This window comes from Streptomyces sp. NBC_00286, from assembly GCF_036173125.1.
Taxonomy (GTDB): Bacteria; Actinomycetota; Actinomycetes; order Streptomycetales; family Streptomycetaceae; genus Streptomyces.
In genome coordinates this window covers 1,179,731-1,206,247 of sequence record NZ_CP108054.1, presented here as the reverse complement: position 1 = coordinate 1,206,247, position 26,517 = coordinate 1,179,731, and the positions used below count along the sequence as shown (strand labels likewise).

The 26,517-nt window shown below is 70.8% G+C and carries 22 protein-coding genes; 1 reads left to right on the top strand and 21 read right to left on the bottom strand.

The genetic code is table 11. The annotated features are described in order from the left end of the window. Window positions 1-20: 20 nt before the first annotated feature. The 5 genes from OHT21_RS05580 to OHT21_RS05560 all read right to left on the bottom strand — a co-directional run bounded on the left by OHT21_RS05580 (window position 21) and on the right by OHT21_RS05560 (window position 4,859). A complete protein-coding gene (locus tag OHT21_RS05580) occupies window positions 21-842 on the bottom strand; it encodes an SDR family NAD(P)-dependent oxidoreductase (protein ID WP_328767113.1) in 822 nt (273 codons plus the stop codon). A gap of 26 nt (window positions 843-868) precedes the next feature. After that, a complete protein-coding gene (locus OHT21_RS05575) occupies window positions 869-2,074 on the bottom strand; it encodes a glycoside hydrolase family 1 protein (protein ID WP_328767112.1) in 1,206 nt (401 codons plus the stop codon). A 352-nt stretch (window positions 2,075-2,426) separates the two neighbouring features. After that, entirely contained in the window at window positions 2,427-3,035 is a 609-nt protein-coding gene (locus OHT21_RS05570) for a TetR/AcrR family transcriptional regulator (protein ID WP_328773968.1), read from the bottom strand. A gap of 161 nt (window positions 3,036-3,196) precedes the next feature. Beyond that, window positions 3,197-3,952, bottom strand: a complete 756-nt coding sequence (locus OHT21_RS05565; protein WP_328767111.1) for an aminoglycoside phosphotransferase family protein — start codon at window positions 3,950-3,952, stop codon at window positions 3,197-3,199. Window positions 3,953-4,088: 136 nt separating this feature from the next. Beyond that, on the bottom strand, window positions 4,089-4,859 hold the full coding sequence (locus OHT21_RS05560) for a methyltransferase domain-containing protein (protein ID WP_328767109.1): 771 nt from the start codon (window positions 4,857-4,859) through the stop codon (window positions 4,089-4,091). Window positions 4,860-5,123: 264 nt separating this feature from the next. Between OHT21_RS05560 and OHT21_RS05555 the strand changes: the two genes are divergently transcribed. Continuing rightward, window positions 5,124-5,810 carry a phosphatase PAP2 family protein gene (locus OHT21_RS05555; protein ID WP_328767108.1) on the top strand — a complete coding sequence of 229 codons (687 nt, stop codon included), beginning with the start codon at window positions 5,124-5,126 and terminating at the stop codon, window positions 5,808-5,810. Between the two features lie 7 nt (window positions 5,811-5,817). Here the strand turns inward: OHT21_RS05555 and OHT21_RS05550 are convergent, their stop codons facing one another. Genes OHT21_RS05550 through asnB form a run of 16 tightly spaced genes read right to left on the bottom strand, consistent with a single transcriptional unit; the run spans window position 5,818 to window position 26,516 of the window. Then, window positions 5,818-7,161: a glutamate-1-semialdehyde 2,1-aminomutase gene (locus OHT21_RS05550; protein WP_328767107.1), complete on the bottom strand. Its 1,344-nt coding sequence runs from the start codon at window positions 7,159-7,161 to the stop codon at window positions 5,818-5,820. 7 nt (window positions 7,162-7,168) lie between these two features. Continuing rightward, complete coding sequence (gene rfbC, locus OHT21_RS05545) at window positions 7,169-7,720, bottom strand: dTDP-4-dehydrorhamnose 3,5-epimerase (protein WP_328767106.1); 552 nt, start codon at window positions 7,718-7,720, stop codon at window positions 7,169-7,171. Continuing rightward, complete coding sequence (locus tag OHT21_RS05540) at window positions 7,717-8,994, bottom strand: polysaccharide pyruvyl transferase family protein (protein ID WP_328767105.1); 1,278 nt, start codon at window positions 8,992-8,994, stop codon at window positions 7,717-7,719. Before OHT21_RS05540 ends, rfbC begins: the two co-directional genes overlap by 4 nt. Next, entirely contained in the window at window positions 8,991-9,956 is a 966-nt protein-coding gene (locus tag OHT21_RS05535; RefSeq protein WP_328767104.1) for a glycosyltransferase family 2 protein, read from the bottom strand. Before OHT21_RS05535 ends, OHT21_RS05540 begins: the two co-directional genes overlap by 4 nt. Further along, window positions 9,953-11,251: a hypothetical protein gene (locus tag OHT21_RS05530; RefSeq protein WP_328767103.1), complete on the bottom strand. Its 1,299-nt coding sequence runs from the start codon at window positions 11,249-11,251 to the stop codon at window positions 9,953-9,955. The genes OHT21_RS05535 and OHT21_RS05530 overlap by 4 nt, the downstream gene beginning before the upstream one ends. After that, a complete protein-coding gene (locus tag OHT21_RS05525; protein WP_328767102.1) occupies window positions 11,248-12,537 on the bottom strand; it encodes a DUF4910 domain-containing protein in 1,290 nt (429 codons plus the stop codon). The genes OHT21_RS05530 and OHT21_RS05525 overlap by 4 nt, the downstream gene beginning before the upstream one ends. Next, window positions 12,525-13,550, bottom strand: coding sequence for an NAD-dependent epimerase/dehydratase family protein (locus OHT21_RS05520; RefSeq protein ID WP_328767100.1), 1,026 nt, complete (start codon window positions 13,548-13,550; stop codon window positions 12,525-12,527). The genes OHT21_RS05525 and OHT21_RS05520 overlap by 13 nt, the downstream gene beginning before the upstream one ends. 3 nt (window positions 13,551-13,553) lie before the next feature. Further along, on the bottom strand, window positions 13,554-14,201 hold the full coding sequence (locus OHT21_RS05515) for a PIG-L deacetylase family protein (RefSeq protein ID WP_328767099.1): 648 nt from the start codon (window positions 14,199-14,201) through the stop codon (window positions 13,554-13,556). Then, window positions 14,198-15,019, bottom strand: a complete 822-nt coding sequence (locus OHT21_RS05510; RefSeq protein ID WP_328767097.1) for a glucose-1-phosphate cytidylyltransferase — start codon at window positions 15,017-15,019, stop codon at window positions 14,198-14,200. Before OHT21_RS05510 ends, OHT21_RS05515 begins: the two co-directional genes overlap by 4 nt. Beyond that, a complete protein-coding gene (locus tag OHT21_RS05505; protein WP_328767096.1) occupies window positions 15,016-16,275 on the bottom strand; it encodes a class I SAM-dependent methyltransferase in 1,260 nt (419 codons plus the stop codon). Before OHT21_RS05505 ends, OHT21_RS05510 begins: the two co-directional genes overlap by 4 nt. After that, window positions 16,272-17,513 (bottom strand): glycosyltransferase, encoded by a 1,242-nt coding sequence (locus tag OHT21_RS05500; protein ID WP_328767095.1) that lies wholly within the window; start codon window positions 17,511-17,513, stop codon window positions 16,272-16,274. Before OHT21_RS05500 ends, OHT21_RS05505 begins: the two co-directional genes overlap by 4 nt. 8 nt (window positions 17,514-17,521) lie before the next feature. Then, window positions 17,522-18,865: an O-antigen ligase domain-containing protein gene (locus OHT21_RS05495; RefSeq protein ID WP_328767094.1), complete on the bottom strand. Its 1,344-nt coding sequence runs from the start codon at window positions 18,863-18,865 to the stop codon at window positions 17,522-17,524. Between the two features lies 1 nt (window position 18,866). Beyond that, window positions 18,867-20,405 carry a right-handed parallel beta-helix repeat-containing protein gene (locus OHT21_RS05490; protein WP_328767093.1) on the bottom strand — a complete coding sequence of 513 codons (1,539 nt, stop codon included), beginning with the start codon at window positions 20,403-20,405 and terminating at the stop codon, window positions 18,867-18,869. 8 nt (window positions 20,406-20,413) lie between these two features. After that, complete coding sequence (locus OHT21_RS05485; RefSeq protein ID WP_328767092.1) at window positions 20,414-22,384, bottom strand: heparinase II/III family protein; 1,971 nt, start codon at window positions 22,382-22,384, stop codon at window positions 20,414-20,416. After that, the gene (locus OHT21_RS05480) at window positions 22,381-24,552 is read right to left on the bottom strand and encodes a bi-domain-containing oxidoreductase (RefSeq protein WP_328767091.1); all 2,172 of its coding nucleotides are present in this window, start codon (window positions 24,550-24,552) and stop codon (window positions 22,381-22,383) included. The genes OHT21_RS05485 and OHT21_RS05480 overlap by 4 nt, the downstream gene beginning before the upstream one ends. A gap of 26 nt (window positions 24,553-24,578) precedes the next feature. Next, window positions 24,579-26,516: an asparagine synthase (glutamine-hydrolyzing) gene (asnB, locus tag OHT21_RS05475; RefSeq protein ID WP_328767090.1), complete on the bottom strand. Its 1,938-nt coding sequence runs from the start codon at window positions 26,514-26,516 to the stop codon at window positions 24,579-24,581. Window position 26,517: the final 1 nt, after the last annotated feature.

The window sequence follows — 26,517 nt, the reverse complement described above, 5'->3', positions numbered from 1 at the left end:
GGCGTCGCGGATGCGCGGACTCAGATCGTTTCGCCGGCGTCGGCGAGGAGGGTGCTCCCCGTCATGAAGGCCGAGAGGTCGCTCGCGCAGAACAGCACCACACGGGCGATGTCGTCAGGAACACCGAGCCGTCCGAGCGGGCCCGGCTTCATCACGGACATGAGGGACTCGGCGTCCAGCGAGACCCCGGCCTCGGCGGCTGCCGCCATGTTCCCCTCGGTCGGCACGAATGTCGGTGCCACGCCCAGGACGCGAATACCGAACGGTGCGAATTCCAGGGCGAGTTGGCGGGTGATGCCGCGCGCCGCGTGCTTGGAGCCGACGTAGGCGGCGAGCCCGGGGGCCGTCCCCCGAAACCCGGCCGTGGAGACGACGTTGACGATGATGCCGCCGCTCCCGGCCTCGCGCATCCGGCGCGCGGCCTCCCGGGAACCGAGAAAGACACCGCGCGCGTTCACGGCGAACACCTCGTCCCAGGTCTCCTCGGACATCTCCAGCGCGGGAACGCTGGGGAAGATCCCGGCGTTGTTGACCCAGATGTCGACCCCGCCGAGCTCCCGGACCGCGAGATCGGCGGCCGCGACCACGCTCCCGGCGTCGGCGACGTCCACGTGGGCCGTCACCGCACACCCCGGGCGGCGGGCGTTGAGGCCCTTGGCGACGGCAGTGGCGAGCTCGCGGTCGATGTCGGCGACGAGCACGTCGGCGCCCGCTTCGACCAGGCGCTCGGCGATGGCCCTGCCCAGGCCACGGCCCGCGCCGGTCACGACGGCACGCCGCCCGGACAGCGAGATCAGTTCCGCCAGGGACCGGGACGAGACGTCGGGTACGGATACCTGCACGATGTGTCCTTCCGGTGGCGGGGCGGTCAGTTGAGCCCGCGGCGGGCGGTCTCGCCCAGCCAGGCGAGGCTGGGCTTGGGGCGACGCTCGAAGGTCTCGCGGTCGACCTCGACCAGTCCGAACGTCGGCTCCCAATGGCCCCACTCGTAGTTGTCGAGAAGGCTCCAGTGCAGATAGCCGCGTACGTCGGCCCCGTCGGCGATCGCCGCCTGAAGGTGCTTCAGGGCCTCGTCGGTGTAGGCGATCCGGCGGGTGTCGTCGCGGGTGGCGATGCCGTTCTCGGTGACCAGGATCGGCAGGCCGCCGGTGACCTCGACGGTGTGCCGTACGGCGATGGCCAGGGCGTCGGGCCGGTAAGCGGTGCCGACGAGCGTGTTGTCCGGGTGCTGCGGGTGGGGCTCGACGCCGTCCGGGCCGACCCACTGGCTCGAATACGACTGCACGCCCACGAAGTCGTCCCCGCGCGACCCCTCCAAGTAGAGGTCCTCCCAGACGTACTCAAGTTCGCGCTTCTTCTCCTCCGCCCCCGGGCGGGCGACGAAGGCGCGGTTGGCGACCGTCCAGCCGACCTTGGCGCCGGCGCGCTCGTGCAGCAGGTCCCGGGCGGCGTGGTGCGCCTCGACCAGCCGTTCGCCGATCTTCACATCCGGGGCCGGCGTCTTCGGCCGCGGACTCTCGTTGTCGAGGGTGGGGCTCATCCACGCGTCGGCCGCGTGCGGGTCGTTCTGCAACGCCCGTGCCATGCCGATCATGATGGCCAGCATGTTCGGCTCGTTCATGGTGACGATCCACTCGACGCCGTCGAGGATCGGGGTGACCGCTTCGGCGTAGGCCCGGAACCGCTCCACGGCGCGGTCACCGAGCCAGCCGCCCTCCTGGGCGAACCAGAGCGGGCTGGTGAAGTGGTGCAGGGTCACGACCGGGGTCAGGCCGAGCTCGAAGGCGGTGTCGATCATCCGCCGGTAGTGGGCGAGTTCGGCCCGCGAGATCATTCCGGGGACCGGTTCGATCCGTGCCCACTCGATGCCGAAGCGGTAGGCGTTGAGGCCGGCGTCGGCGAGCAGTTGCATGTCCTCGCGGTACCGGTGGTAGCTGTCGCAGGCGTCGCCACTGCGCTCCATGCCGGGCATGCGCCCCTCGCTCGCCCAGAAGTCGCTGTTCAGGTTGTTGCCCTCGATCTGGTGCGGCGCGGTGGAGGCTCCCCAGAGGAACCCGGGAGGGAATTCGGTCATCGTCGACTGCTTTCCATACGCGGCGTGCTGGCCCGCCAACTCTTACCATGTGGTTGGTTTTGGATCGGACCGTAGACCGGGGCCGCAAGGGCGGGAAGGCTGCGGCTCTATTTCGTGATCAAAGCGTTACGTTGTGGCGTCCCGGCCAGGGGGAAATGAGCGCACTGTGGACAGGGCAGGGCAGGGCAGGGCAGGGCAGGGCAGGGCAGGAGCCGGGCAGGCCGTTGTCCGTCCGTCGCGTCGGCGGCCGGCGTCGAGCCGGTGTGGGGTTACGCGCTGCTCGGCGATCGGCCCTGACCGTCGGCCCGTATCCAATGAGCCTGCCGCGGCACCGAGTTGGGCGCCGATCCGCTCACTCGTCGGTGTGGTCGTGGTCCAAGAGGAGGCGGACGAAGTCGGTGACGGGGCTGACGATGTCGAGGCCCGGGGCGAGGACCCACTGCAACTGGAGCCCGGTGAGTACGGCATGGAAGAGGACTGCGGCGCTCTCGGGGCTGACGCCCTCGCGCAGCGTGCCGCGGGCGTCGTTCTCGTGGAATCCCTCGGCGAACTGGGTGCGCCCGCGTTCGTAGCGTTCGACGAAGTATGCGTGGGCGGGATGATCCGGCCGTGAGGCCGCTGCAGCGAGTTCGATCCACAGGCGCATCAGCTCGGGCGCCTTCTGGTGGTGGCGGATGAGTTCGGCGAGGTAGGGCGCGAGCTCGTCAGGGCTGTCGACCTGCTCCAGGCCCTGCTGCCATTCCTCGGCATCGCGTTCGGCGAGCACCGCGGCGAGGAGTTCGTCCTTGTTGCGGAAGTGGTGCAGGAGCCCGGCGTGGGTGATGCCGGCCCGCTCCGCGATGTCGCGCAGGGAGGCTTTGGCGTAGCCGTTCTCGGCGAAGCTGTCGCGTGCGGCCCGTACGATCTCCGCCCGGCGGGCCGGTGTCTTGGCGTACGGCCCACGCGCTTTGGCCTGACCCACGGTGCGTTCACTCTCCTCGACGAATTCCGTCCAGCGCAGTAGCTGAGCCATTAAAACCTACCGGTGGTTGGTATTAACCACCTCACGTGTGGCTGTCAAAGAGCTGGGATGGCCCGCTCGATGCGTCAGAACGCATACGTGGCGGTCGGCCCCGCGCGGCTTCACATCCGGGATCTCAGTACGTCGACCTCGCAGCCCGGCGCGAAGGGGTCGAAGCCGTGCTCGCTCAGCCAGCGGACTGCCAGCAGGCTGCGCAACGACCACCACGCGTGGATCACGTCGAGGTCGATGTCGGCGCCATATCCGGAGATGACGTCGTCGAGGTGCTCCTCGTGTCCGAGCGTGAAGGTGGCGAGGTCGTACAGGGCATCGCCCTGGCCCGCCTCGGACCAGTCGATGATGCCGGTGACCTTTTCGCCGTCGACGAAGACGTGCGCGATCTGCAGGTCGCCGTGTGTGAAGGCCGGAGTCCACGGCCGGAGCGCGGCCTCGGCGACCCGGCGGTTGCGGGTGACCAGGTCGGCGGGCAGGACGCCGTTCGTCACGAGCAACTTGCACTCGTCGTCGAGTTCCGCCGCCAGTGCGACGATGCTCCGGCCGGCTCGGCCCGGCCGGGGCGGCAGGGGCGGCAGGGGCGCTTCGTGCAGCTTCCGGATGGCGGCGCCCGCCGCGGCCCACGCCGCCGGCGACCCGGTCGACGGCCCGCCGAGGCGGCCGAGCGTCGTCCCCGGCAGTGCGGCGAGCGCGAGCGCGGGCGGCTTGCGCCACAGGACCTCCGGGGTCGGGACCGGCGCCAGGGCCATCGCCTCGACCTCGACGTCCAGGCGCGTCTGATCGGCGTCCACCTTCAAGAACACGTCACCGACACGAAGCGTCGCGCGCTCGGAATGCGCGACGACGACGTTGACCTCATCCATGGGCGACCAGTATCCCGGGGATGATCGCCGACGTCGCCGGGTTTATCGCCTGCGATGACGCGCCTGAACGCGTCCCGCTACCCGTCGGCCTCGTGCACGACACCGACCCCTGACCAGGTCAAGCCCACCCCCAGGGTCAAGCCCTCTTTCTGAAGACAAGGACCTCCGTGGAGCCAACACCCATGGGCGCCACGAAGCTGGCCTCCAGGCTGCAGTCGAGGGTTGCGAAGAGGTCCACGCATGTTCGGCGAGGCATGGCGGCCGGGAAGGAGTCGTGGCCCGCGCCGCCCTGTGTGGCCCAGGTGCGTACTGCGGCCGGGTCCAGGCAGGTCTCTGTCATGACGTCGAAGACGATTCGGCCACCGGGTCGCGTGACGCGTGCCATCTCGAAGAAGTAGCGGGAGGCGCCGAGGAAGGGCACGGTGTTGAAGACCTTATGGGCCTGTACGAGGTCGACGCTGGCGTCGGGTGTCGGGGCGAGACTGCTTCCTGCGGTCGGTTGGGCGACCACGCCGAAGGTGTCCACCAGGTAGGTGGCCCAGGGCGCTGCCGTCTCGTAGATCTCGTAGCGGTCTGGCGAACACTCCTTCAGCGTCTTCTCCAGGTACCGTCCGGACCCGGGACCGATCTCCAGCACCGTCTGCGGCTTGGCGGCGAAGACGCCGAGAGCGCTCAGTTCATCGATGGTGGACTTGGTGGCGCCAGGCGTCCCGTTCATGACCTCGTCGATGTAGTCACCGACCGACAGGCCGGCCGCCCGTGCGGCCCGCATCGTTGCCTCGAACGGTATGAAGTCGTCGACGCCCCCCAGGTTGTTGGTGCTGCGCACGATGTCGAATCCAGCACGTCCCAGGAGCCGCTTGACCCCCGACTTCAATACTGACGTTCCCTTGCTTACCGCCCTCATCAGGCATGCCCCCCATATCGTCCTTACCCCTTGGTGTCAGCATAAGATCGCGGCCGCAGACGCGCAGTGGGACGGCGAACTTCGCTACACGGCAGTCGAAGGCTGATCCACGGCACCGAGGGCCACCGTGCATTCGGACTTTCCGATGGCGGTTTTCCGCGACCGCATCGCCGCGGACGCATTGTTGGTTAGGGTGACAAAATCAGACACAACGGGGGCTCATTGGTGGGGGATTGGGGCAGTAGGCACCGGTCGGATGAAGGGGTGGCCCGACGTTCGGCGCCCGCGCTGCTGCCCCCGTCGCTGCGCGCGGGGCTCGGGCTGATCGCGGCGCTCGCCGCGCTGGTGGTCGTCGTACTCGGGGTTCTGTACGCCGGTCACAGCGAGCCCGGCAGGGTGGACAGGTGGATCGTCGAGCCGACGGCGGATAGCGTGCGGCCGCCGTGGCGGCGGGTCGCACTGGCCACGGACTTCCTGGGAGAGCCCGCCGGGGCCGCGATGCTGGTCGTGGCCGCCGTGGCAGGCTGCCTGTTGCTTCGGTGGCCTCGCGCAGCGGTGCTCGTCGGTGCGGGAGCCGCCCTGACCGTGGGGACGGTGAAGCTGCTCAAGCCCCTGGTGGGACGCACCATCCACGGCGACGGCAATCTGTCCTACCCGAGCGGGCACACCGCCTTCCTCACCGCGTTCGCCCTCGTGGTGGCCCTGATCGCGACCGGGCGGCTCGGTCTCGGCAGGACGGCCGCCATGTCACTCGTACTCGCCGCGGCGCTGGTTGCCGGCGCCGCCATGGGGTGGGCGCAGGTCGCTCTGAGCGCGCACTACCCGACCGATGTCCTCGGCGGCTGGTGCACCGCGCTGGCGGTGGTACCGGCGACGGCGTGGCTGGTCGACCGGATGGCCGACCGGCTCGTTGATCGGACCGCCAACGCCGGTCCGCTGGAGCATCGCTGACGTCACGTCAGGCCAAGCGACGGAATACGGGCTTCACCGGTCGCCCGCCCAGCCAGGGGGTGGGGTCGGCGGCGTCCAGCGCCTTCCGGTACACCGCGCAGGCCTGGGCCACCACGTCCACGGTGTGGTCGATGTCGGCGTCGCTGAGCGCGCTGCTCACCACGAACGACGGGGCCAGCACCCCGCCCGCGAGCAGTCGGCGCAGGAACAGAGTGCGGTACTGCTGCGACGGCTGCCCGTTCTCGTCGAGGGTGGCGAAGACCAAGTTGCTGGCCCGGCCCCGGACGACGACGTGGTCGCCGACGCCCATGCTCGCCGCGGCGTCGCGAACACCGGCGGCCAACCGCTCGCCGAGGGTGTGCAGTTGGGCGGTGACGCCCTCCTCGACGTACGTGGTCTGCACGGCCATCGCGGCGGCCAGGGAGTGCGTTTCCGCTCCGTGCGTGGTGGACAGCAGGAACACCCGGTCGCCGGAGTGACGCAGCCCGCCCCGCTCCATCAGCTCACGGCGCCCGGCCAGCGCGGAGACGGCGAACCCGTTGCCCAGCGCCTTGCCGAACGTGGAGAGGTCCGGGACGACGCCGTACAGGCCCTGGGCGCCCCCCTCGGACCAGCGGAAGCCGGTGATCATCTCATCGAAGATCAGCACGCAGCCGTGCCGGTCGGCCAGTTCGCGCAGGCCGGCGAGATATCCGGGCGGCGGCTCGGTGTGGCCGGCGGGTTCGAGGATCAGGCAGGCGATCTCGCCGACGTACCGGTTGAGCAGCTCCTCCGTGGCGGCCAAGTTCCCGTACGGGAACGCCACGGTGAGCTCGGTGGTCGTCGCCGGAATACCGGCCGACATCGGCGTCGTACCGATGAACCAGTCGTCGACGGAGAAGAACGGATGGTCGCCGCAGATGGCCACCCGCGGGCGCCCGGTGACGGCGCGGGCGAGGCGTACCGCGGCGGTGGTGGCGTCGGAGCCGTTCTTCGCGAACTTCACCATCTCGGCGGTCGGCACGGTGGCCAGGAAGCGTTCCGCGGCCTCGACCTCGACGATGGACGGCCGTACGAAGTTGCTGCCACGGTCGAGTTCGCGCCGTACCGCCTCGTTCACGCGTGGGTGGGCGTGGCCGAGGCTGACCGACCGCAGCCCTGACCCGTACTCGATGTAGCGGTTGCCGTCGATGTCCCACACGTGGGCACCGTGGCCGTGGCTGATGACCGGGGCCAGGTGCTCGGGGTACTGGTCGTCGCCTTTGGCGTAGGTGTGCGCGCCCCCGGGGATCATGGCGTGCAGCCGCTCGTTCGCCATCCGTGATCGAGGCAGGGAGAACTCCTCGGTCTCTTCGGTGTGTTCGGTCTCCACGCCGACCTCAACTCTCTCTCTGCTTCAGGACTTCGGCGAGGCTCGGCGCCTCCCGGTCCCGCTGGGACATCGATGTGACCGGCAGCGGCCAGGGGATGGCGAGCTCCGGGTCGTCGAAGGCGATCGTCACGTCCTCGGCCGGATCGTGCGGGCGGTCGATCCGGTACGAGGTGTCAGCGGTTTCGGTCAGCGCCTGGAAGCCGTGCGCGCAGCCCGCCGGGATGTACAGGGTCACCTGCGTCTCGCCGGACAGCTCGAAGAAGGCCCGGCCCAGGTAGGTCGGCGAGTCCGGCCGCAGGTCCACGACGACGTCGAAGATCCTCCCGTACGAGCACCGCACCAGCTTGGCCTCGCCGGCGCCGGAGCGCAGGTGCAGGCCGCGCAGCACGCCCCGGACCGACCGGGACAGGCTGTCCTGGACGAAGGCATCCGGATCGAGGCCCACCGAGCGGACCACGTCGGCGTCGAAGGTGCGGCAGAAGAAGCCGCGCTCGTCGCTGTACGGCGTCGGCTCGAACAGGTACGCCCCGGCGATCTCCGGGACTTCGGTCGCTTTCATGGAGTCTCCTGGCGGGTGCGGGTGCGGGTGCGGGTGCGGGTGCGGGTGCGGGTGCGGGCTCTGGCGTGGTCGGTCGCCGGGAACAAGGCCGCGGTCAACTCGGCGAATTGCTCCTGGAGTTGCCGGGCGGCGGCCTGGTTCCGCTCGGCGAGGGTCCGCCGCAGCTCCGCCGACCGCCCCTCCAGCGCCCGGAACTGCTCGAGCAGCCGGTCGGGGTCGACCTCGCGAGCCGGGTGGCAGTACGCCTCCAGCCCCATCCGGTCCATGAGCGCGTCGCTCTTCGCCGCGTAGCTGAGAGCGAGGGTCGGTGTGCCGGCCTTCAGGGCGCAGACCAGGTTGTGGTAGCGGGTCGCCACCACCGTGTCGGCAGCCGCCGTCTCCTTCATCAGGTCGGCCAGCGAGGCCGCCTCGGCGGCGGTGACCAGCGGCGAGTCCACCGCGTCCAGGATCGCGGCGACCACCGGCGCATCGCACGCGTCGCCGGTGAGCAGCCGGACCGGCCTGCCGTCCTCGACCAGTGCGCGGACGAAGCGGGTCGTCCCCTCGAGGTAGCGCCGGTGGATCTCCTCGGCCCGGGCGCGGTCGTCGTTGCCGCCGTGGAAGTCCATGACGCCGACGCAGACTTGGCCCGGCGGGTCGTCCGGGGGCGCGCTCGCCTCCGGCGTCGGAAGGGCGAAGGCCAGGTCCGGGTAGACCCTGTCGCGTGTGGTGTCTACGCCCATCTCCCGCATGGCGTCCCGGGATTGGGCGTCGCGGTACGAGCGGTACGCGGCCAGTCGCGCCGACCAGCGCACCAGGGCCCGGGTCGGCCGGTTGCCGATCGGTGCGGCGCCGACTCCGACCAGCGCGACCCGGGTGCGCAGCAGTCGGCCACTCGCGCAGAGCAGGAACAGCGAGTACGGGAAGCCCCACGGCCGCAGTGGCAGCGTGGCCTCCAGGACACCCATGCCCGGCACGATCACCACGTCGTGCCGGCGCACCCAGGCAGCGGTGCGGACGGCGTCGACGAGTTTGCCCAGACCCTTGGCCGCGATCGCGCCCGCACGTGACGCGGTCCGGTACTCCCCGCGGTACCAGTGCAGCCGCGTCGCGGGGATCCCGTACCGGGCCGCGACGACCTCGGGCCCGCCGCACAGCGCGTCCACGACCGCCTCCGGATGCTCGGCGCGGAGATACCCGAGCACGGCCTCCAGGGACCCGTCGTTGCCGAGGTTGCCGGAGCCGAGCAGGCCGAACACCCCGACGCGTACCGGGGTTTCACCCGCGGACGTCATGCCTGACTCCCCTCACGACCTGTACGACCCTCACGGCCCGCGACGAGGGCGTCGACGGAGACGGTGAGCTTGGCCGGGTCGACCGGGGCGCGGTCCTCGACCCGCTCGCCGGCCCCCGGCCGGGCCCGGCTGGTCATCCATGCCGCCAGGTGGCGGTAGCACGCGCGCCGGTCGGCCGAGGACAGCGGCGCCCGCCGGATCGCCGAGACGAAGCCGAGGACGTACTCGGCGAGCAGACGGGGCGTCGGGTGCAGCGGGCCGGCTCGGCGCGGGTCGAGGTTGACGCACCGGGAGCGCTTGCTGGGGTTCGCCCGCTCGGCGCGGGTGGGGTGGTCGCGGCGGAAGTACAGCAGCTCCGGCACTTGGTGGAAGGGGCCGTGCAGGCCGATCTCGGCGACGAATGTGCGGTCCGCGTGGTGGTAGCTGTCGTGCGGCTTCACCCGGCGCAGCACGTCGGCCCGCATCACCCCGTAGAAGTCGTCGCCGCCGGGCTCGAACAGCATGCTGCGGAATCGCTCGGGCGCGCTCGGAGAGGCGGTGGCGAGCGTGTACTCGTACGGGACCTTCACCTTGCCGTCTTCGTCGATGACCGCCTGGTCGGCGTGGGCGAGGATCACGTCGGGCCGCGCGTCCAGCGCCTCCACACAGCGCCGCAACAGGTCCCGGGCGTAGAGGTCGTCGTGTGACGCCCACTTGAACAGCTCGCCGCGGCACTCGGTGAACACGTAGTTGTGGTTCGGCGCGGCGCCGATGTTGCGGAGCAGCCGGATGTAGCGGATGCGCGAGTCCTGCGCGGCGTACTTGCGGCAGATGTCCTCGGTGCCGTCGGTCGAGGCGTTGTCGGAGATGACCAGCTCGAAGTCCTCGTAGGTCTGGCCGAGCAGGGCGTCGAGCGACTCGACGAGGTACTCCTCGCCGTTGTACACGGGCAGGCCGATGCTCAGCCGGGGATGGGCGGTCATGGCGTCCTCACTTCACGGATGGAATCTTGGTGGCGCTCGCGCAGGGCGGACCGCAGGTGCAACCACCACACGGCGGAGCCGGTGACGGTCGCGGCGGCGACGCCCCAGGCCGAGCCGACCGTTCCGGCCACGGCCGCCCCGCCGAGACCGCCGCCGACGTAGCAGGCGAAGGCGAACAGTTGGGCGCGCAGGCTGCGGCGGGCCGCGCCGAGTGCGCGCAGTCCGGCTGCCGCGCCGGTGCCGAGTCCCGCGCCCACGACGCCGAGTGTGACCGGCACGATGAGCTCCGAGGCAGCGCTCCAGACGCCGCCGAGCACGAACTCGCCGAGCCGGTCGGGGACCAGCAGCAGCGCACCGCCCCAGAGCAGCGCGGCGGCGGCCTGCCCGCCGCCGAGCAGGAGGCAGAACGCGCCGAGGCGGTGGGGGGCCCGCCGCAGCACCCGGGCCGCCTCGGCGACGGTGACCAGCGAAAGGCCCATCAGCACAGCCATGAACGGGCCGAGCAGCAGTTCGGCGCCCCGGATCACGCCCACCGCGCCGACTCCGACGATCGCGCCGAGTCCGTACACCCGCAGTTGGCCCGCGCCGCTGCTGCTGACGTTCTCGACCAGGTACCGGTAGCCGAGGTCGCGGTGTGCGCGAAGCCAGTCGCGCGCACCGGTCAGGTGGGGCCGGATGCCGGACTGGAAGCAGCCGTACGCCGCGGCCACCGCGGCGGACCCGCCCCAGGCGAGCACGAAAGCGGACACGCTGCCCACGCGGGCCGCCACCACCATGGCCGGGATGAGCGCGATGCCCCACACGAGGTCGTTGACGAACGCCTTCTGCCCGGTGCCGGCGGCGAAGAACGCGAACCGCCATGCGTCCTGCAGCAGCAGTCCCGGCAGTACGACGCCGAGGCAGGCGAACGCGGTGCCTATACGGCCGCCGACACCCAGCCCGACCACCAGACTTACCGTCCCGAGGGCGGCAGCGACGCAGAGCGCGGTACCCGACGACCGGGCCACCGCCCCGCGCCAGGACGCGGTCGGCACGCCGCTGAAGCGCACCACGAGCGGGTCGGTGGCCAGGCCGCGGGAGACGTTGAGCACCACGCCGTAGGTCACCCAGGCGAGGCTGAACACGCCGAACGCGGTCACCCCCAGCGAGCGGGCCACGTAGATGCCCACCGCGAAGTTGGACATGCTGGAGGCGGCCTGGTCGGCCAGTCCCCAGGACAGCCGGCCGGCGAGGGCCCGCTTGGCGTTCGCCGCCTTCGGTCTCGTCCTGTCCCCCTCGGTGGTCATCGGCGTCATGCCTTGATCAGCCCGGCGCCGTGCAGGGCGTCGGCCGCGGCGGCGACGGTGTCGAACGGCAGCCCGGACCGCTCGGCGACGTCCAGGAGACTGTGCTCGCCGTCGGAGAGGTTGAGCACCCAGAGCATGGCCATCTGGGCCTGCTTGGTGTCGCTGCGGCCGCCGAGCGCGTCGTACAGCCCGCGTCGGCCCAACTGCGGTTCGCCGTAAGGGCTGAGGTTCAGGTACCGCCGGTTGCGGTCCAGCACGGCGAACGCCTCGCGGCAGACGGCGAGGGTGTCCGCCATCGCCTCGGGGGAGACGAAGTCCAGGTTGTCCGCCGAGGTGTGGTACTCGGGGTAGCCGGCGTACGGGGTGCGGGTGAGCGAGCCGACGCCGAGGTTGAATCCGGGAGAGCAGTACTGCCGCTCGTCGTAGCCGTACGGAGTGAACTCGGTGACGCGGTGCGGGCGTTCGGAGGTGGCCAGCACGTGCCGCATCACCCGGTCGATCTCCGCGTCGCCGCGTCTGCTCTGCTTGTACGTCAGTTGGCCCGGGTCGCCGGCGCAGGCCAGCACCAGGCCGTGCTTGACCCGTTCCACCCGCTCCTTGTTGCGGGCCAGCCAGGTGATCGCGCCGATGGTGCCGGGCGCGAAGACGAACCGGTAGGTGTAGTACGGGGTTTGCTGGGCCAGCGCCCGGGCCAGGAACGTCGCCACCGCGATGCCGGCCAGGTTGTCGTTGGCCAGCGACGGGTGGCAGACATGGCAGGAGACGATCACCTCGTCGGGGACCTGCCCGGGGACCACGTGCTCGGCGTAGGTGAGGTGGCCGTCGGCGAGGGTGGAGTCGATGCGTACCTCGTACTCGCCGTCCGGCATCGCGTCCAGGGTGTTCTGGGACAGGCAGAAACCCCAGTCCGGCTTGTAGTAACTGGTGCGGTACGGCACCCAGTTGGGGTGGTCCGGCAGGGTGTGCAGGTGTGCGCGCAGCTCGGACAGGGGCATGGTCGTCGACACCGGCACGCTGTAGCCGAGCACGTGCAGGCTGGACGCGGCGAAGTCGACTTCCCGGTGGCCGGTGGAGTCGGCGATGTACGCGTCGCGGATGTTCCACTCCTGCGGCACCGTCCAGTCGAGCACCTGCGTCCCGGTCGGCACCTCGTGCCTCTGGAGCGGGATGTACTCCCCGACGATGTCCAGGGTGGCGCGTACGCCGTCGCCGGTGATGCTCCGGCACAGCGGGTACGTCCGCTCCACCAGGTCGTACATCTGCTCGCCGAAGCCGGTCTCGGTCACGGGCGCCACCGCAGGGTGTCGTCCACGGCACCGGCCTCGGACGCCGCGCGCAGCACGGCGAGGCGAGTGAAGCGTCGCTCGAAGTCCTCCCGGGTCAGCCCGAACTTCCGGTAGGCGTCGGCGAGTTCGAGCGCGCCCCGCTTCACCGTCCACTCGCAGTCGAAGCCGGGGATCGCGGCGCGGAACCGGGAGAAGTCCACCCGGTACGACCGCGGATCGGCACCGGTCTCCCCGGTGATCACTACCTTGGAGCCGTCTACCGCCTCGGCGACCTGCTCGGCGATCTCGGCGACCGTGACGTTGTTGATCTCGCTGCCGATGTTGAACGCCCGGTCGTGCACCGCTTCCCGAGGTGCGGTCAGCGCGGCCGCGAAGGCCCGTGCGATGTCGGCGGCGTGCGCCAGCGGGCGCCAGGGGGTGCCGTCGGAGAGCACCCGCACCTCGCCGGACAGGAGCGCGTGGCCCACGAGGTTGTTCAGCACGATGTCGGCGCGCAGCCGGGGTGAGTAGCCGAAGGCGGTGGCGTTGCGCATGAACACGGGGGTGAAGTCGCCGTCGGCCAGCGCGTGCAGGTCGTCCTCCACCCGCACCTTGGACTCCGCGTACGGGGTCACCGGGCGCAGCGGGGCGTCCTCGCTGACCAGGTCGTCTCCGCCTGCGGCGCCGTATACCGAGCAGGTCGACGCGTACAGGAAACGCTGCACTCCTGCGTCGCGGGCCAGCCGGGCGAGGCGTACGGACGCGTGGTGGTTGATGTCGTAGGTGAGGTCCGGCGCCAGTGATCCCAGCGGGTCGTTGGACAGCGCGGCCAGGTGGATCACGGCGTTCACGCCTGCCACGTGGTCGGCCGTGACGTCACGCAGGTCCACTCGCTGACCCGGCGGGTCCGCGGGCGTCGGGCCGAGGACGCAGTCGGCGAACAGGCCGGCGTCGAGGCCGACGACTTCGTGTCCGGCGGCCTTGAGCACCGGGGCCATCACGGTGCCCAGATAGCCCTGGTGTCCGGTCAGTAGTACGCGCAAGGTTCAACCCCCCAGGTTGAGCGTGAGTTTGGTGACGGCGAACGCCTCGGCGTAGCGCGCGTGGCATTCGATACCGCGGATCCGGGCGAGGCCGAGGAAGGCTTCCCGGTCGTACCAGGGCCGGTGCCGCTGCGACGGGTAGTGCTCCTGCAGCAGTTGCACCTTCTGTTCGGCGATCTCCGGGGACAGCGGCTGGTACGCCGCCGGACGGCCGAGATCGCCGTCCCACTTGACGATCTCGTAGCCGAGTACGAGGTGGTCGCGGAAGGCGGTGGGTATCAGCTGCGCCAGTCCGCGGTGGTCCTGGTGCGCGTCGTCGGTGCGGGGGGCCAGGATCAGCTCCGGGTCGGTCTGGGCGCGCAGCTCCTCGACCGCGGCCTTGGCCTCGTCCCAGTGCACGGGCATCCGGCCGTCCGGCAGCTTGAGTACGGTCAGCCGCAGGTCGGCGCCCGGGCAGAAGGCGGCGAGCGCGGCCCGCTCCTCCTGCTCGCGCTCGCTGCCGCCGCCGGAGAGCACCAGTGCGTCGACACGCAGACCCGGCCGCGCATGGCACAGCGTCAGCAGCGTGCCGCCCGCGCCGATGGCGATGTCGTCGCAGTGCGCGCCCACCGCGACGATCCCGTCCAGGCGCCCGGCCCCGAGCCGGATCACGCGCTCACCCCGGCGCCGTCTCTGCTGCCCGTCGCGCCCGCGCCGTCCCGTTCCCACACGGCCCACGGGCGGTCGCCCCGGGCGTAGGCGGCGTCGAGCGCGGCCCGCTCCTTCACGGTGTCGGTCGGCTTCCAGAAGCCGCGGTGCTGGTGGGCCACCAGCCGCCCCTGCTTGGCGAGTTGGGCGCAACCGTCGGCGACCAGGTCCCCGTTCTCCGGGATGTGGTCGAAGATCTCCTGGCGGAGTACGAAGTAGCCGCCGTTCTCCCACAGCGGCAGATCGCTCACCGCGGTGATGCCGCCCACCAGGCCGTCCTCGCCCAACTCCACGCAGTGGAACGAAGACTGCGGCGGCACCACCATCATCGACGCACCGGCGTCGCGCTGAGCGAACCGGTCGATCATCTCGGGCAGCGGGGCGTCGGTCAGTACGTCGGCGTAGTTGGCGAGGAACATCTCGTCGCCGTCCAGGTGGTGCCGCACCCGGCGCAGCCGCTCCCCGATCGGTGACTCGATGCCGGTCTGCGCGAACGTGATCGTCCAGTCCGCGATGTCCGTGGACAGCAGCTCGGTCCGCCCGCCCCGCAGCACGAAGTCGTTGGACACCGTCTCCTCGTAGTTGAGGAAGAAGTCCTTGATGTGGTGCGCCCCGTAGCCGAGACACAGGATGAACTCCGTATGCCCGAAGTGCGCGTAGTAGCGCATGACATGCCAGATCAGCGGTCGCGGGCCGACCATCGCCATCGGCTTGGGCACGTCGTCCGCGGCACCGCTGCGCATCCGCATCCCGTAACCGCCGCAGAACAGAACGACCTTCATGCTGTGCCCTTTCGAGACGCGACCTCGACAACGCTCAGTTCCGGTATGGGAAAGACAAGCCGGCCGCCCCAGTCGTGCACGAAGGACAGCTGCTCGACCAGCTCGGCCCGCAGGTTCCACGGGAGGACGAGGACGTAGTCCGGTTTGTCGGCGGCGATCTGTTCGGGCGGCAGGATCGGGATGCGGGTGCCCGGGGTGAACCTGCCGTGCTTGTAGGGGTTGCGGTCGACCGTGTACGGCAGCAGGTCGGGGCGGATGCCGCAGTGGTTGAGCAGGGTGTTGCCCTTGCCGGGAGCGCCGTAGCCGACGACCGTCTCGCCGCGCTCGGCCGCCTCGATGAGGAACCGCAGCAGGTCCCGGCGCACCTTGGCCACCCGGGCGGAGAACTCGGTGTACCCCGACAACTCCTGCAGCCCGGCGGCCTTCTCCCGGGCCAGCACGTCGGCCACCCGCTGACTCGGTTCTCCCGCCGCCTCGGCCGGCCGGGCCCACAGCCGGATGGAGCCGCCGTGCGTGGGCAGCAACTCGACGTCCACGAGCGCGAGTCCGCCGCTTGCCAGTGCCCTGGTCGCGGACGCGACCGTGTAGTACTGGAAGTGCTCGTGGTAGATCGTGTCGTACTGGTTGTCCTCGATCAGGCTCAGCAGGTGCTGTACCTCGATGGAGACCCAGCCGTCGTCGGCGACCAGCGCGCGCAGCCCCTGGGTGAAGCCGACCACGTCGGGGATGTGCGCGTACACGTTGTTGGCCACGACCAGGTTGGCCGGGCCGTGTTCGGCGCGGACGGCCGAGCCGGTGTCCGGGCTCAGGAACTCCGTGAGCGTCGGCACGCCCGCGTCCCGTGCCGCGGCGCCGACGTTCACCGACGGCTCGATGCCGAGGCAGCGGATCCCCCGGTCCACCACATGCTTCAGCAGGTAGCCGTCGTTGCTCGCCACCTCGACCACGAAGGCGTCGGAGCCTTCGGTGCCGAGGGCAAGCCGCTGTACGGCGTCTTCGACGTACGTGCGCGCATGCTCCACCCAGGACGTCGAGTACGAGGAGAAGTACGCGTACTCCTTGAACGTCTCCTCCGGCGTGATCAGCGGCGGGATCTGCGCCAGCCAGCAGTCGGTGCAGACCCGCAGGTGCAGCGGGTACGCCGGCTCCGGCAGATCCAGTTGGTCCGCGGCGAGAAAGCTCTCGCACGGCGGGGTCGCCCCCAGGTCGACGACGCTCGCCAGCGTCGCCGAGCCGCAGAGTCGGCATCGTGTCATCTACTGCCCCCCATTGATTCCCTCCCTACGGGCGGTGGGCTGTCCCCGCCGCCGGACCGACCCGCGATCGCGGTGCGGTACCCCTCCACCAGGCGCTCAAGGCCGACGGCCGGGCTGAAGCCCTTCTCGTAACTGCGCCGGGCCGCCTGGCCCATCTCCCGGTTACGGTCCGACTCGCCCGCGATCCGGCGTATGCAGGACGCGAGCGAGGCGGGCTCGCCCGGGCGGTGCAGCAGCCCGGTCACCCCGTCCTCGACGAGTTCGACGAAGGCGCCGTGACCGGCGGCGACGACCGGGACCCCCGCCGCCATCGCCTCCACGACCACCAGGCCGAACGCCTCCAGCCACGTCGAGGGAGCCACCACGGCGACCGACCGCGCGACGGCCTTCCGGCTCTCCGCCGCGTCATACAGGCCGACGTAGCGCACGTCGTCCCGGCCCGCCGCCCAGGCGGTCACCTCTTGCTCCAGTGGTCCCGCGCCGGCGATCACGAGCGGTACGCCCACACCGCCGCTCGCTGCGATCTCGTCCCACGCGGCCATGAGCAGCCGTACGCCCTTGGCCTCCGCGAGTCGGCCGAGATAGAGCAGATGCTCGCCGTCGCCCGCTCGGCAGGCGCCCGGCTCCTGCACGAAGTTGTGCTTCACCGCCAGCCGCTCGGCCGGCATGCCGGCCCGCACCAGGACGTCGCGTTGCGTCGCGGAGAGACAGAAGAACCGCTCCACGCCGGACCACCACCGCCGCCGGTTGACCGACAGGCTGACCGCGAGCGGCACCGTCGCAAGGCGGGAGTTCCGGTAGCAGCCGTGCCGGACGGCGGGCAGGGGCGTCGCCCCGACGCACTCGGTGCACGGTCGGCCGTCCCGTTGCAGTGTGCCGGGTGGGCAGACCTGGGTGTAGTTGTGCAGCGTGGCGACGGCGGGCACGCCGGCGTCGGCGCAGGCGGCGAGGACCGCGGGGGACAGGAGCGGGAAAACGTTGTGGATGTGCACCACGTCAGGGCGTGAGGTGCGCAGTCGGGCGGCGAGCTCTTTGCGGACCGCCGGGTTCCACGGAACGAGGAGCGGCACCGCGGCCTTGCCGAGGAGGGAGCGCCCGGCGATGTCGTCGCTGCGCCGCTCGAACACCTCGACCCGATGGCCCGCCGCGCGCAACAGCTCCACTTCCAGGTCGACGACCCTGTTCTCCCCGCTCGGCTGTGCCGAGGAGTAGTGGTTGTGCACCACGAGGATGTGCATGCTCAAGGTCACCTCCGGGCCCAGCGCGGGATACGTCGTTGACGGACTGCGGGCGGTTGACGGACTGCGGGCGTCGGGAGGGGAGTGGCCGCGGCAGGTGCCGCAAGGAGCGAGGCAGCCAGGGCCAGATGCAGCAGATACGGCGAGGCGTCGCCGAGCCCGGCCTCGGTGTACGACGCGATCACGCAGTAGCTGATCAGGAAGATCGCGCAGGCCCTCTGCAGCGACGGTGGCCGCAGCAACGCGACGCCGGACAGGACGACGATGATCGCCGCCACCAGGACGACGCCGATCAGACCCTGTTCTTGGTAGACGGCCAGCCAGCTGTTGTCGATCGGCAGCCCGCCGAACGACTTGTCGCCCAAGCCCACGCCGAACAACTTCTCCGCGCTCGTCCGGGGCGCTGCCAGCAGGGCGTCCCAGACCTTGGCCCGACCGGTGAGGCTGGTGAAGTACTCCTGGCTCTGTCCGCGCAGGAACCACGCCTGGAGCGCGGAGGCGAACCCCACCGCAGCCACCGCGGACACCAGTACCGCCCAGGCGAAGAAGCGGCGGGCGGCGGCGCTGCTCAGGACGAGCGAACCGATCGCCAACGCAAGGCCGACGAGCAGGCCGACCGTGGCCGTGCGGGTATGGGTCAGCGCGAGCAGGACGAATGACGGCACGATGACCATCACCGCGCTGCCCTTGGTGGTTCGGCCGCCCATGACGAGCAGCACCGTGAGCCCGATGATCACTGCGGCGTACTGTCCGATCTGCGGCGGGGTGAGCGGCCACAACGCGCCGACAAGGCGGCCGCCGTAGGTCTCGGGCAGGGCCGCGCCCGGGGAGATGAGCAGGCCGGCGGCCGCCGACCCGAGCACTACGAAGTACATCCGGATGTGGTGCCGGACGAACGTCAGGCTGCCGTCCCACCAGCGGCTGAGGAGCCACAGTGTGCCGATGAAGAGAGCCAGCCGGGCGCAGCGGAACAGCGCGCCGAACCCGGACTCCAGTTGCAGGCTGGAGATCATGCTCGGCACCAGCAGCAGGGTGAGCAGGAACACGAAGGCGCTGGCTCGGATACGCAGCCGGAGATTGACGGCGAGCGCCAGCGTGAACGCGGCGAGCAGCGCGCCCATGGTGATCATCTGGATGAGGGAGCGGGGCAGCGGGATGATGGTCTTCGCCCCGGTGGAGCCGAGCGTGTTGAGGATCAGCAACCCCCAGACGAGACCGACGATCTTCGGTGTGCCGGCAAGGCGCGGTTCGGCGCCGGGCTGGGTGCCGGCAGGGCGCGGTTCGGCGCCGGACCGCGTGCCCGCCGTGTCCGGTCCGCCCGGCAGCCCACCGCGCCGCAGGTCCCCGCCCATCTCAACCACCGGCCCGGGGGGCGAGGGTGCTGCCCGCGTCCTGCTGATAGGTCTTGCCCTGCCACTGTCCGAAGCCGAGCACCCGGCTCGGGTCGTGGGCGACGAATTTCCATGGTCCGCGGTAGACGTTGTCGTACCAGCGGTTCTGCTGCTTGCCGGTGATCGCGTCAGCCACCCGCTCGCCCTTGTACGGCGACCAGTCCGGATAGGTGCCGTAGTTGGACAGCACCGCCATGCGGTCGCACTTCGCCGTGCACTTGACGACGGACTTGTCCAGCACGAAGCGGTTGTCGTGGATGTCCACCCGCTGGGTCTTCCACCGGCAGTCGCCGTAGAGCGGTGGCTTGGCGATCGCCGGCTGCACGCAGCGGTCGGTGTCCCGCGCCAGCAAGGTGCAGTCACCGGACGAGGTGTTGGCCGGGCTGTTGCAGAACCGGTCGGCGTTTTCCCACAGGGTGATCCCGGACCAGTTGTTCTCCAGCACGTTCCGGTAGATCTCGATCTTGTCCGTGCGGGCTTTGATCCGTGGTTCGCCGCCGGACTCGGACAGGTAGACGGTCGCGAACGGGAAGTCGTCGCCGCGGGCGGCTTCCCTGCGTCCCTCGACCCAGTTGTTCCGCCGGATCTTGTTGTTCCGGATGACCGCGTTGTAGCTGGTCTCGTAGATCAGCGCGGCACCGTCGTTGGCCTCGATCACGTTGTTCTCGATGCGGAAGTCGTTGTTGTTGGTGTCGGCCCACAACCCTGTTCCGCGGTTGTCGTGCACCCAGTTGCCGCGTACGTCGGCGCCGTCGACGGCCCAGAACTTGACGCCTCCGGTGCAGCCGCAGCCCTCCCGCCGCCGTTCCCAGTCGCCGGTGTTGTTGCCCACGATCTCGTTGCCCTCGATCACCAGGTCGCGGAGAGAGCCGCCGGCCTTGTACGCGTTCATGCCGTACTGGCCGTTGCCGCGCAGGCAGCTGGCGCGGACCTGCTGGCGGGCACCGGCCATCAGCCCGGCCCCGGAGTTGTGCTGGATCGTCGCGTGCTCGATCACCCACCCGTCGGCCGAGTCATGGTTGACCACGCCCTCGTCGTGCGGCGCGACGAAACGCTGCACGGTCAGGTAGCGGATGGTGACATTGCGGGCACTGCCGCCGAACGCGTACTGGTTGGTCTTCCGGCCGTCGAGTACCGCGCCCGGCGCGCCGAGGTAGCGGTTCCCCTCCTTGGGGATGACCTGGGCATAGCGGTCCGGCTCGAGCCTGTGCTTGCCCGGTCGAAGCCAGAACGTGGTGCCCGCGGGGCTGCTCTTCGTCTTCTCGGCCAGGTCACCGACCACGTTGGGGTCGACCGTCACCGCGCCCGCCGGCGCCTTCGCAGGACCGGCCGCGGGCTTGGCGCACACCCGGGCCGCGGACGCGGAGGGCGCCCCGGACGCCGAAGGCGCATCGGTCGGCTTCGCCCCGGTGTCCGGCGTACTCGTACAGCCGGTCGCCGCCAGCACGACCAGCGCCAGCGGTGCCGCCGGCAACGCCCAGTTCCGCCACTTGATCCCCACACGCCCCCCTAGCCGCGGAACCTGAGCACGGTGGTGAACCTCTCCGCGCCGTCGGCGAAACCGGTGCCGACCAGCGTTGTCGAGGGTTCCTTGCGCCCGAATCCGGCGGAGTACCAGCCCAGCGGCGGATCGGTCTCGCCGCTATGCGCCCGCCAGGACAGCTGCCCCGGCAGGTCGAGCACCGCGGAACGGTCCTCGCCGTCCCGGGTCCAGGTGAGTTGTGCCCGGTTGCCCGTCAGGTCCGCGGTGATCGCCGGGCCGAGGTGGAACGCCAAGTGCACGGCCCGGCGCTGGGTGTGTTGGCCGCGGACCTCGTCGACGACCATCAACTCCCGGCTCGCGGGGGTCAGTTCCACCCGGCGACGGTGCACGGAAGGCTCGTAGCCGTCGTGCTCGGCACACCAGCGGGCCACACCCCCGTCGGAGGTGCCGGATGTGTCCACGGCCAGGACGCGGCTGCGCGCATGCCTGGTCCACAGGAACGGGCCGCCCGAGACGGACTGGTCACCGCCGTCCAACTGCAGGGTGTTGTGGCCGAGGGTCGACCGGAAGTACTGCCGCCACTCGGGCTGCCCGTGGTAGCAGTACGTCCCCGGGTCGGCGAGCACGTCGACCCCGTCGTGCCGGACCTCCACGGACAGCGCGTCCGCGTGGGCGTGCGCGGCGATGGACAGGAAGCCGTGCGGGCCGCCGTCGCAGCGGCACCAGATCTCTCCCGGGCCGCGCAGGATGGTGAGCCCCGCGTCGGCGAAGTGCGCAGGGCGGCTTGCCGGTCGGGCCACGGTCGGTTCAGCGGGTTTGATGAGCGCGGTCAGCAGCGGGGTGCGTACGTCCGTGCCGGTCACCTCCGGCCACCAGGCGAGCCGGCCGAACACGGCGTCCCCGGTGGCCAGCAGCGAGGCCCAGCGGTTGGTGCCCGCGCCGTCCACGATCAGACCGTGCCCGTCGTCCGCGTCCCCCTGGCGCGGCGGCCGCAGCCGGCTGTCCACGATGGCCGCGAGCGCGTCGGTCATTCGCAGCAGCACAAGGCGGACGGTCGCGGGGACCGGTACGTCGGCGGCGTCCGCCTCGGCCACCGCTGCCAGGCCCAACTCCAGTACGAGCCCGTGGTATTCGGTGGCCAGCTCGCGGTTGAGGCCGGAGCCGAAGGTGTTGCCGCGCAGATGCCGCTCCAGCGACCGCAGCGCGTCGGCTCGCCAACGCGCCGAGGAGGGGAACCAGCCGAACGCGCAGGCCGCCGCGAACTGTCCGGCGGCCTCGGCGATGACGTGGTTGTTCGCCGAAGACCCCCGGCTGGGGAAGGCGGCCAGCCAGCGCTGGTGGTGCCAGATCTGGTTCAGCGCCACCGGGTTGCCCTCGAACAGCTCCGCCGCGCCCGGCCAGCCGTCCAGCAGCCGGCGGATCCACACCCAGGACAGCAGCCGAATGCCCAGCTCGATGCCGCTGATCCAGTGCACGCCGCGCAGCGGTGGGTTGGCCGCCCACCACGACCGCAGATGCTCGGCCACGCGCTCGGCGTACCGCTCGTTCCCGGTGATCGCGTAGGCGGCGGCGAGCACGGTGAGGTACTGATGCCGGGACAGCTCCCAGATCTGCTTGATGTCCCCCACCGCGTCCTCGTTCCGGTACGGCACGTCGAACGCGTAGCCCCACGGAGCCCGGCGCCCGGTCTTCGGGTCGCACCACCAGTCCGGGTCGGTCAGGTCGTCGCGGACCACCCCGAAGTACTCGACGTGCCCGTACATAAACCGGTCCGCCTCGGCGACAAGACGCTTCGCGGCGTCCGGTGGCACAGCGGCGATCGCCCCGGCGGGCAGTACCGCGGTGAAGCGGGCGCCGGTCACGCTCGGGCAGTTGGGCCGCGCCGACCGCCACCGCCGTCTGCGCACCGCGTCGCCCGCCCGGCCCGCGACCTCCTGCGGTCCCATCCGGGACAGCCGCCGCAGGTACCAGCCCGGACTCCCCGAGATCACAGTCATCGCGCCCCCGCCAACGTCACCGGGGCACCGGCCGCCAGGCTGGTCTGTACGGCGAGGGTGGCCGCCGTGGTGGCGACCAGCGACTGAAGCGGCACCGGCATCGGCCCGTCGGTCCGTACGGCCTTGATGAACGCGGCCAGTTCGGCGTTCTGGCCCTTGTCCCGGGCCTTGGGCAGCCGCGAACTGACCCACCGCTTACGGCCGTAGACCGAGGCACGGACGAAGTCGTCGAGCCGCAGCACCTTGCCGTCCGCGACCAAGTCCAGCGTCTCCTTGGGGAAGCCGGGCGCGCCGGTGGTGACGTAACTGATGGTGGCGGTGGACCCGTCGGGGTAGCGCAGTACGACCTGGAGGTCCTCGTTGCCGGACGTGGCGACCGCGTACACCGACACCGGGTCGGCCTCGAGCAGCCAGCTCGCCGTGTCGAGGAAGTGTCCGCCCTCGCCGGCGAACCGCGAGCCCTCGGTGCCCTGTTGGAGGTACCAGCTGCCGTGCTGCAGCCGGCCCGCGTTGACCAGGTAGCGCAGGCTCGCCGGACCGGTCCGGGCGCCGAACCGCTGCCTGGCCTCCTGCAGCAGCGGCGCGAACCGGCGGTTGAAACCGACCTGCAGCCGGTCGTTGCCGGACTCCTCCACCGCTGCGAGTACGCCGGCCAGCTCGTCCTCGGTGAGGGCCAGGGGCTTCTCCACGAATACGGTCTTGCCGGCCAGCAGCGCCTGTCGGGTCAGTTCGGCGTGCGAGCTGTGCCGGGTGACCACGAACACCGCGTCGATGGACTTGTCGCCGAGTACGGCGTCGAGGTCGGTGGTCGCCTCGGTGAAGCCGAACTTTCGCTGCGCGTTGGCCGCGGACAGCGCCGTCGTGGTCACGACGGTCGACAACTCCACGCCGTCGCGCTGGGCCAGATGCGGCAGCAGCATCGACGTCGCGTAGTTCCCCGCACCGACGAACGCGAGGCGCACCGGTGTCTTGGCGGCCCGGGCCGTACTCGGCTTCACGTTCACCGGAGGAACGGCCACCGCCGGAGCCTCGGCTTCCACCGCCTGTTCGGGGTACCGGAACAGCACGGCCACGGCCTTCAACTCGCCGTCCTTCAAGCTCTGATACGTCTCGACCGCGTCGTCGAAGTCGGCGACCTGGGAGATCAGGGGCTCCACATCGACGCTGCCGCGGGCGACGAGGTCGAGGAAGCACGCGAGGTTGCGGCGCTCGGTCCAGCGGACGTAGCCGATCGGGTAATCGCGCCCCTCCAGCTCGTACTCCGGGTCGTAGCGTCCGGGGCCGTACGAGCGGGAGAACCGGACGTCTAGCTCCTTCTCGTAGTACGCGTTCCAGGGCAGGTCCAGGCGGCACTTGCCGATGTCGACGACCCGGCCGCGGTCCCGGCTCAACTTGGCGGCCAGCTCGACGGGTTGGTTGCTGCCGCCGCCGGCGGCCAGATACACCTGGTCCACGCCGTGACCGTCGGTGAGTTCGGCGACGGCGGCTTCCACGGCGGCGGACGCGGGATCGCCGCAGGCCGCGGCGCCCAGACGCTCGGCGAGCTCGCAGCGCACCGGGTCGGGGTCGGCGCCGACGACGCGGACTCCCGAGGCGGCGAGCAGCTGCACCACCAGTTGTCCGATCAGCCCGAGTCCGATGACCAGCGCCACTTCGCCGAGCTGCGGCTCGCCTTGGCGGACGCCCTGCAGCGCGATCGACCCGACGGTGCCGAAGGCCGCGTGCCGCGGCGCGAGGCCGTCCGGCACCGGGGCGTAGAGGTTCTTCGGCACCCAGTTCAGCTCGGCGTGCAAGGCGTGCTCGTTGCCGGCGCAGGCCACGAGGTCGCCGACCTTCACATCGTCGATGCCGGCGCCGACCTGCTCGACCACCCCGCACAGCGAATAGCCCAGCGGCGTATAGGAGTCCAGCTTGCCCATCACCTTGCGGTAGGTGGCGGGCACCCCGTTGGTGGCCACGCTCTGCATGACCTTGGCCACCTGGTCAGGGCGGGAGCGGGCCTTGCCCAGCATCGACATGCCGGCCTCGGACACCTTCATGAGCTCGGTTCCGGTGGAGATCAGCGAGTAGGCGCTGCGGACGAGCACACCGCCCGGCTTGCACCCCGGCACCGGCACGTCGAGCACCGCCAGCTCGCCGCTCTTGTAGTTCTGTACAACCTGCTTCACTCGAACTCCTCTGATTCCTAAGCGGTTTACCGAGTGCTCTGACCGGACCCAGAGCCGGACCCAGAGGTCGCGTCGCGATACCAGTACTCGAGGGTCAGCACGTGCCACAGATGCTTGGAGAAGTCCCGCTGTCCGGCGGCGTCCTCGGCGACCATCCGCGCCAGCGCGTCCCGGCGCAGCAAGCCGGAACGGACGAGCACGCCGTCGTTGACCACCTCGCGCACCAACGGGGCCAGATCCCGGCTCATCCAGGCGCGCAGCGGGGCGCTGAACAGGCCCTTGGGGCGATACACGATCTCCCGGGGCAGGACCGAGGTGGCCGCCTCCTTCAGGACGGCCTTGCCCTGTCGTCCGACGATCTTGCGATCGCCGGGCACGGCGAACGCCGCCTTGACCACCTCGACGTCCACGTACGGCACCCGCACCTCGGTCGACGCGGCCATGCTCGACCGGTCCGTGTAGGCGAGGTTCAGGCCCGGCAGGAACATCCGAGCGTCGGTCAGGCACATGCGGTTGACGAAGTCGTCGAGGTCGTTGTCCTCGTAGATGTCTGCGTGCTCGGTCAGTACGTCGTCGACCGTCCCGGCCAGGTCCGGGTCGAGGAGGGCGAGCAGCTCGTCCTGGTCGTACATGGTGTAACTGCGCCGGAACGCGGTCTCCTCCGGCAGATCGGCGAAGGAGAGGAACCGCTTCGCGAAGCGCACCGACCGGTACCCCCGGCGGGCGGTGGCGACCGGCAGCCGGTCCACGGCCCTGGACAGCCCGCGCCGCAGGGGGCGCGGGACGCGCTGGTAGCGCAGCGCTAGCAGGTTGGCCAGGTGCTTGCGGTACCCGGCGAACAGCTCGTCGGCGCCCATCCCCGAGAGCATCACCTTGACCCCGGCCTCCCGGGCGGCCGTACAGATCAGGTACGTGTTGATCGCGGCGGGGTCGCCGATCGGCTCGTCCAGGTGGTACGTCATCTGCGGCAGCAGGTCGAGCACGTTCGGGGCGATCTCGATCTCGTGCAGGTCGACGCCGAACCGCTCGGCCACCTGCCGGGCGTAGCGCAGGTCGTCCGGCATCGCCTCGAACTTGGCGTCCTCGGCGCGGAATCCGATCGTGTAGGCGGAGATCCCGGGTTGGTGGCGGGCGGCCAGCGCGGTCAGGTAGCTGGAGTCGAGGCCGCCGGAGAGGAAGGTCGCCACAGGTACGTCGGAGAGCAGGTGCTGCCGGGTCGACTCCTCGACGATGGCGGCCAGGTCCGGCCGTTCGCCGCTCCGGGCCCGCTCCCGGCCCTCGGCGGCGACGTCCTTCAGGTGCCAGTACCGGCCGCGCTCCACCCGGCCGTCGGGCCGGCACCGCAGCCAGCTCCCCGGCGGCAGCTTCTCCGCCTCGCGGAACGCGCAGCGTGAGTCCGGCACCCAGTAGTAGAGCAGCGAGGCCACCAGCGCCGCATGGTCGACCTCCAGCTTCCCGCCGGTCGCGGCGGCGAGCGCCTTGAGCTCGGAGGCGAACACCAGGCCCTCGCCGCGCCGCAGCAGGAACAGCGGCTTGATGCCCAACTGGTCGCGGGCCAGCACCAGTTCACCGGTGCGCTCGTCGAAGATCCCGAACGCGAACATGCCGCGCAGCCGGGGCAGGCAGTCCGTGCCCCAGCGCCGCCAGGCCTCGAGGAGGACCTCGGTGTCGGAGGTACCGCGGAAGCGCACTCCGGCGGCGGCCAGCTCGGCACGCAGCTCGGGCGCGTTGTACAGCTCTCCGTTGTACGTGAGCGCGAGGCCGTCCGAGACCATCGGCTGGGCGCCGGTCTCGGACAGGTCGATGATGGCCAACCGGCGGTGCCCGAGCTGTACTTCGCCGTCACCGAAGGGGTGGCCGTACCGGCCCGCCCCGTCCGGACCGCGGTGGGCGAGGGTGTCGGTGAGCCGGTCGGTCACGGCCTTCCCGTCCGGCCATCGGTAGGTGCCTGCGATGCCACACATG

What these genes read in the sequence shown, in the direction of transcription:
- OHT21_RS05575 (WP_328767112.1), bottom strand. Translation starts at nt 2,074, where the DNA reads ATGACCGAATTCCCTCCCGGGTTCCTCTGGGGAGCCTCCACCGCGCCG.
- OHT21_RS05565 (WP_328767111.1), bottom strand. Translation starts at nt 3,952, where the DNA reads ATGGATGAGGTCAACGTCGTCGTCGCGCATTCCGAGCGCGCGACGCTT.
- OHT21_RS05560 (WP_328767109.1), bottom strand. Translation starts at nt 4,859, where the DNA reads ATGAGGGCGGTAAGCAAGGGAACGTCAGTATTGAAGTCGGGGGTCAAG.
- rfbC (WP_328767106.1), bottom strand. Translation starts at nt 7,720, where the DNA reads ATGAAAGCGACCGAAGTCCCGGAGATCGCCGGGGCGTACCTGTTCGAG.
- OHT21_RS05540 (WP_328767105.1), bottom strand. Translation starts at nt 8,994, where the DNA reads ATGACGTCCGCGGGTGAAACCCCGGTACGCGTCGGGGTGTTCGGCCTG.
- OHT21_RS05535 (WP_328767104.1), bottom strand. Translation starts at nt 9,956, where the DNA reads ATGACCGCCCATCCCCGGCTGAGCATCGGCCTGCCCGTGTACAACGGC.
- OHT21_RS05530 (WP_328767103.1), bottom strand. Translation starts at nt 11,251, where the DNA reads ATGACGCCGATGACCACCGAGGGGGACAGGACGAGACCGAAGGCGGCG.
- OHT21_RS05510 (WP_328767097.1), bottom strand. Translation starts at nt 15,019, where the DNA reads ATGAAGGTCGTTCTGTTCTGCGGCGGTTACGGGATGCGGATGCGCAGC.
- OHT21_RS05505 (WP_328767096.1), bottom strand. Translation starts at nt 16,275, where the DNA reads ATGACACGATGCCGACTCTGCGGCTCGGCGACGCTGGCGAGCGTCGTC.
- OHT21_RS05500 (WP_328767095.1), bottom strand. Translation starts at nt 17,513, where the DNA reads ATGCACATCCTCGTGGTGCACAACCACTACTCCTCGGCACAGCCGAGC.
- OHT21_RS05495 (WP_328767094.1), bottom strand. Translation starts at nt 18,865, where the DNA reads ATGGGCGGGGACCTGCGGCGCGGTGGGCTGCCGGGCGGACCGGACACG.
- OHT21_RS05485 (WP_328767092.1), bottom strand. Translation starts at nt 22,384, where the DNA reads ATGACTGTGATCTCGGGGAGTCCGGGCTGGTACCTGCGGCGGCTGTCC.
- asnB (WP_328767090.1), bottom strand. Translation starts at nt 26,516, where the DNA reads ATGTGTGGCATCGCAGGCACCTACCGATGGCCGGACGGGAAGGCCGTG.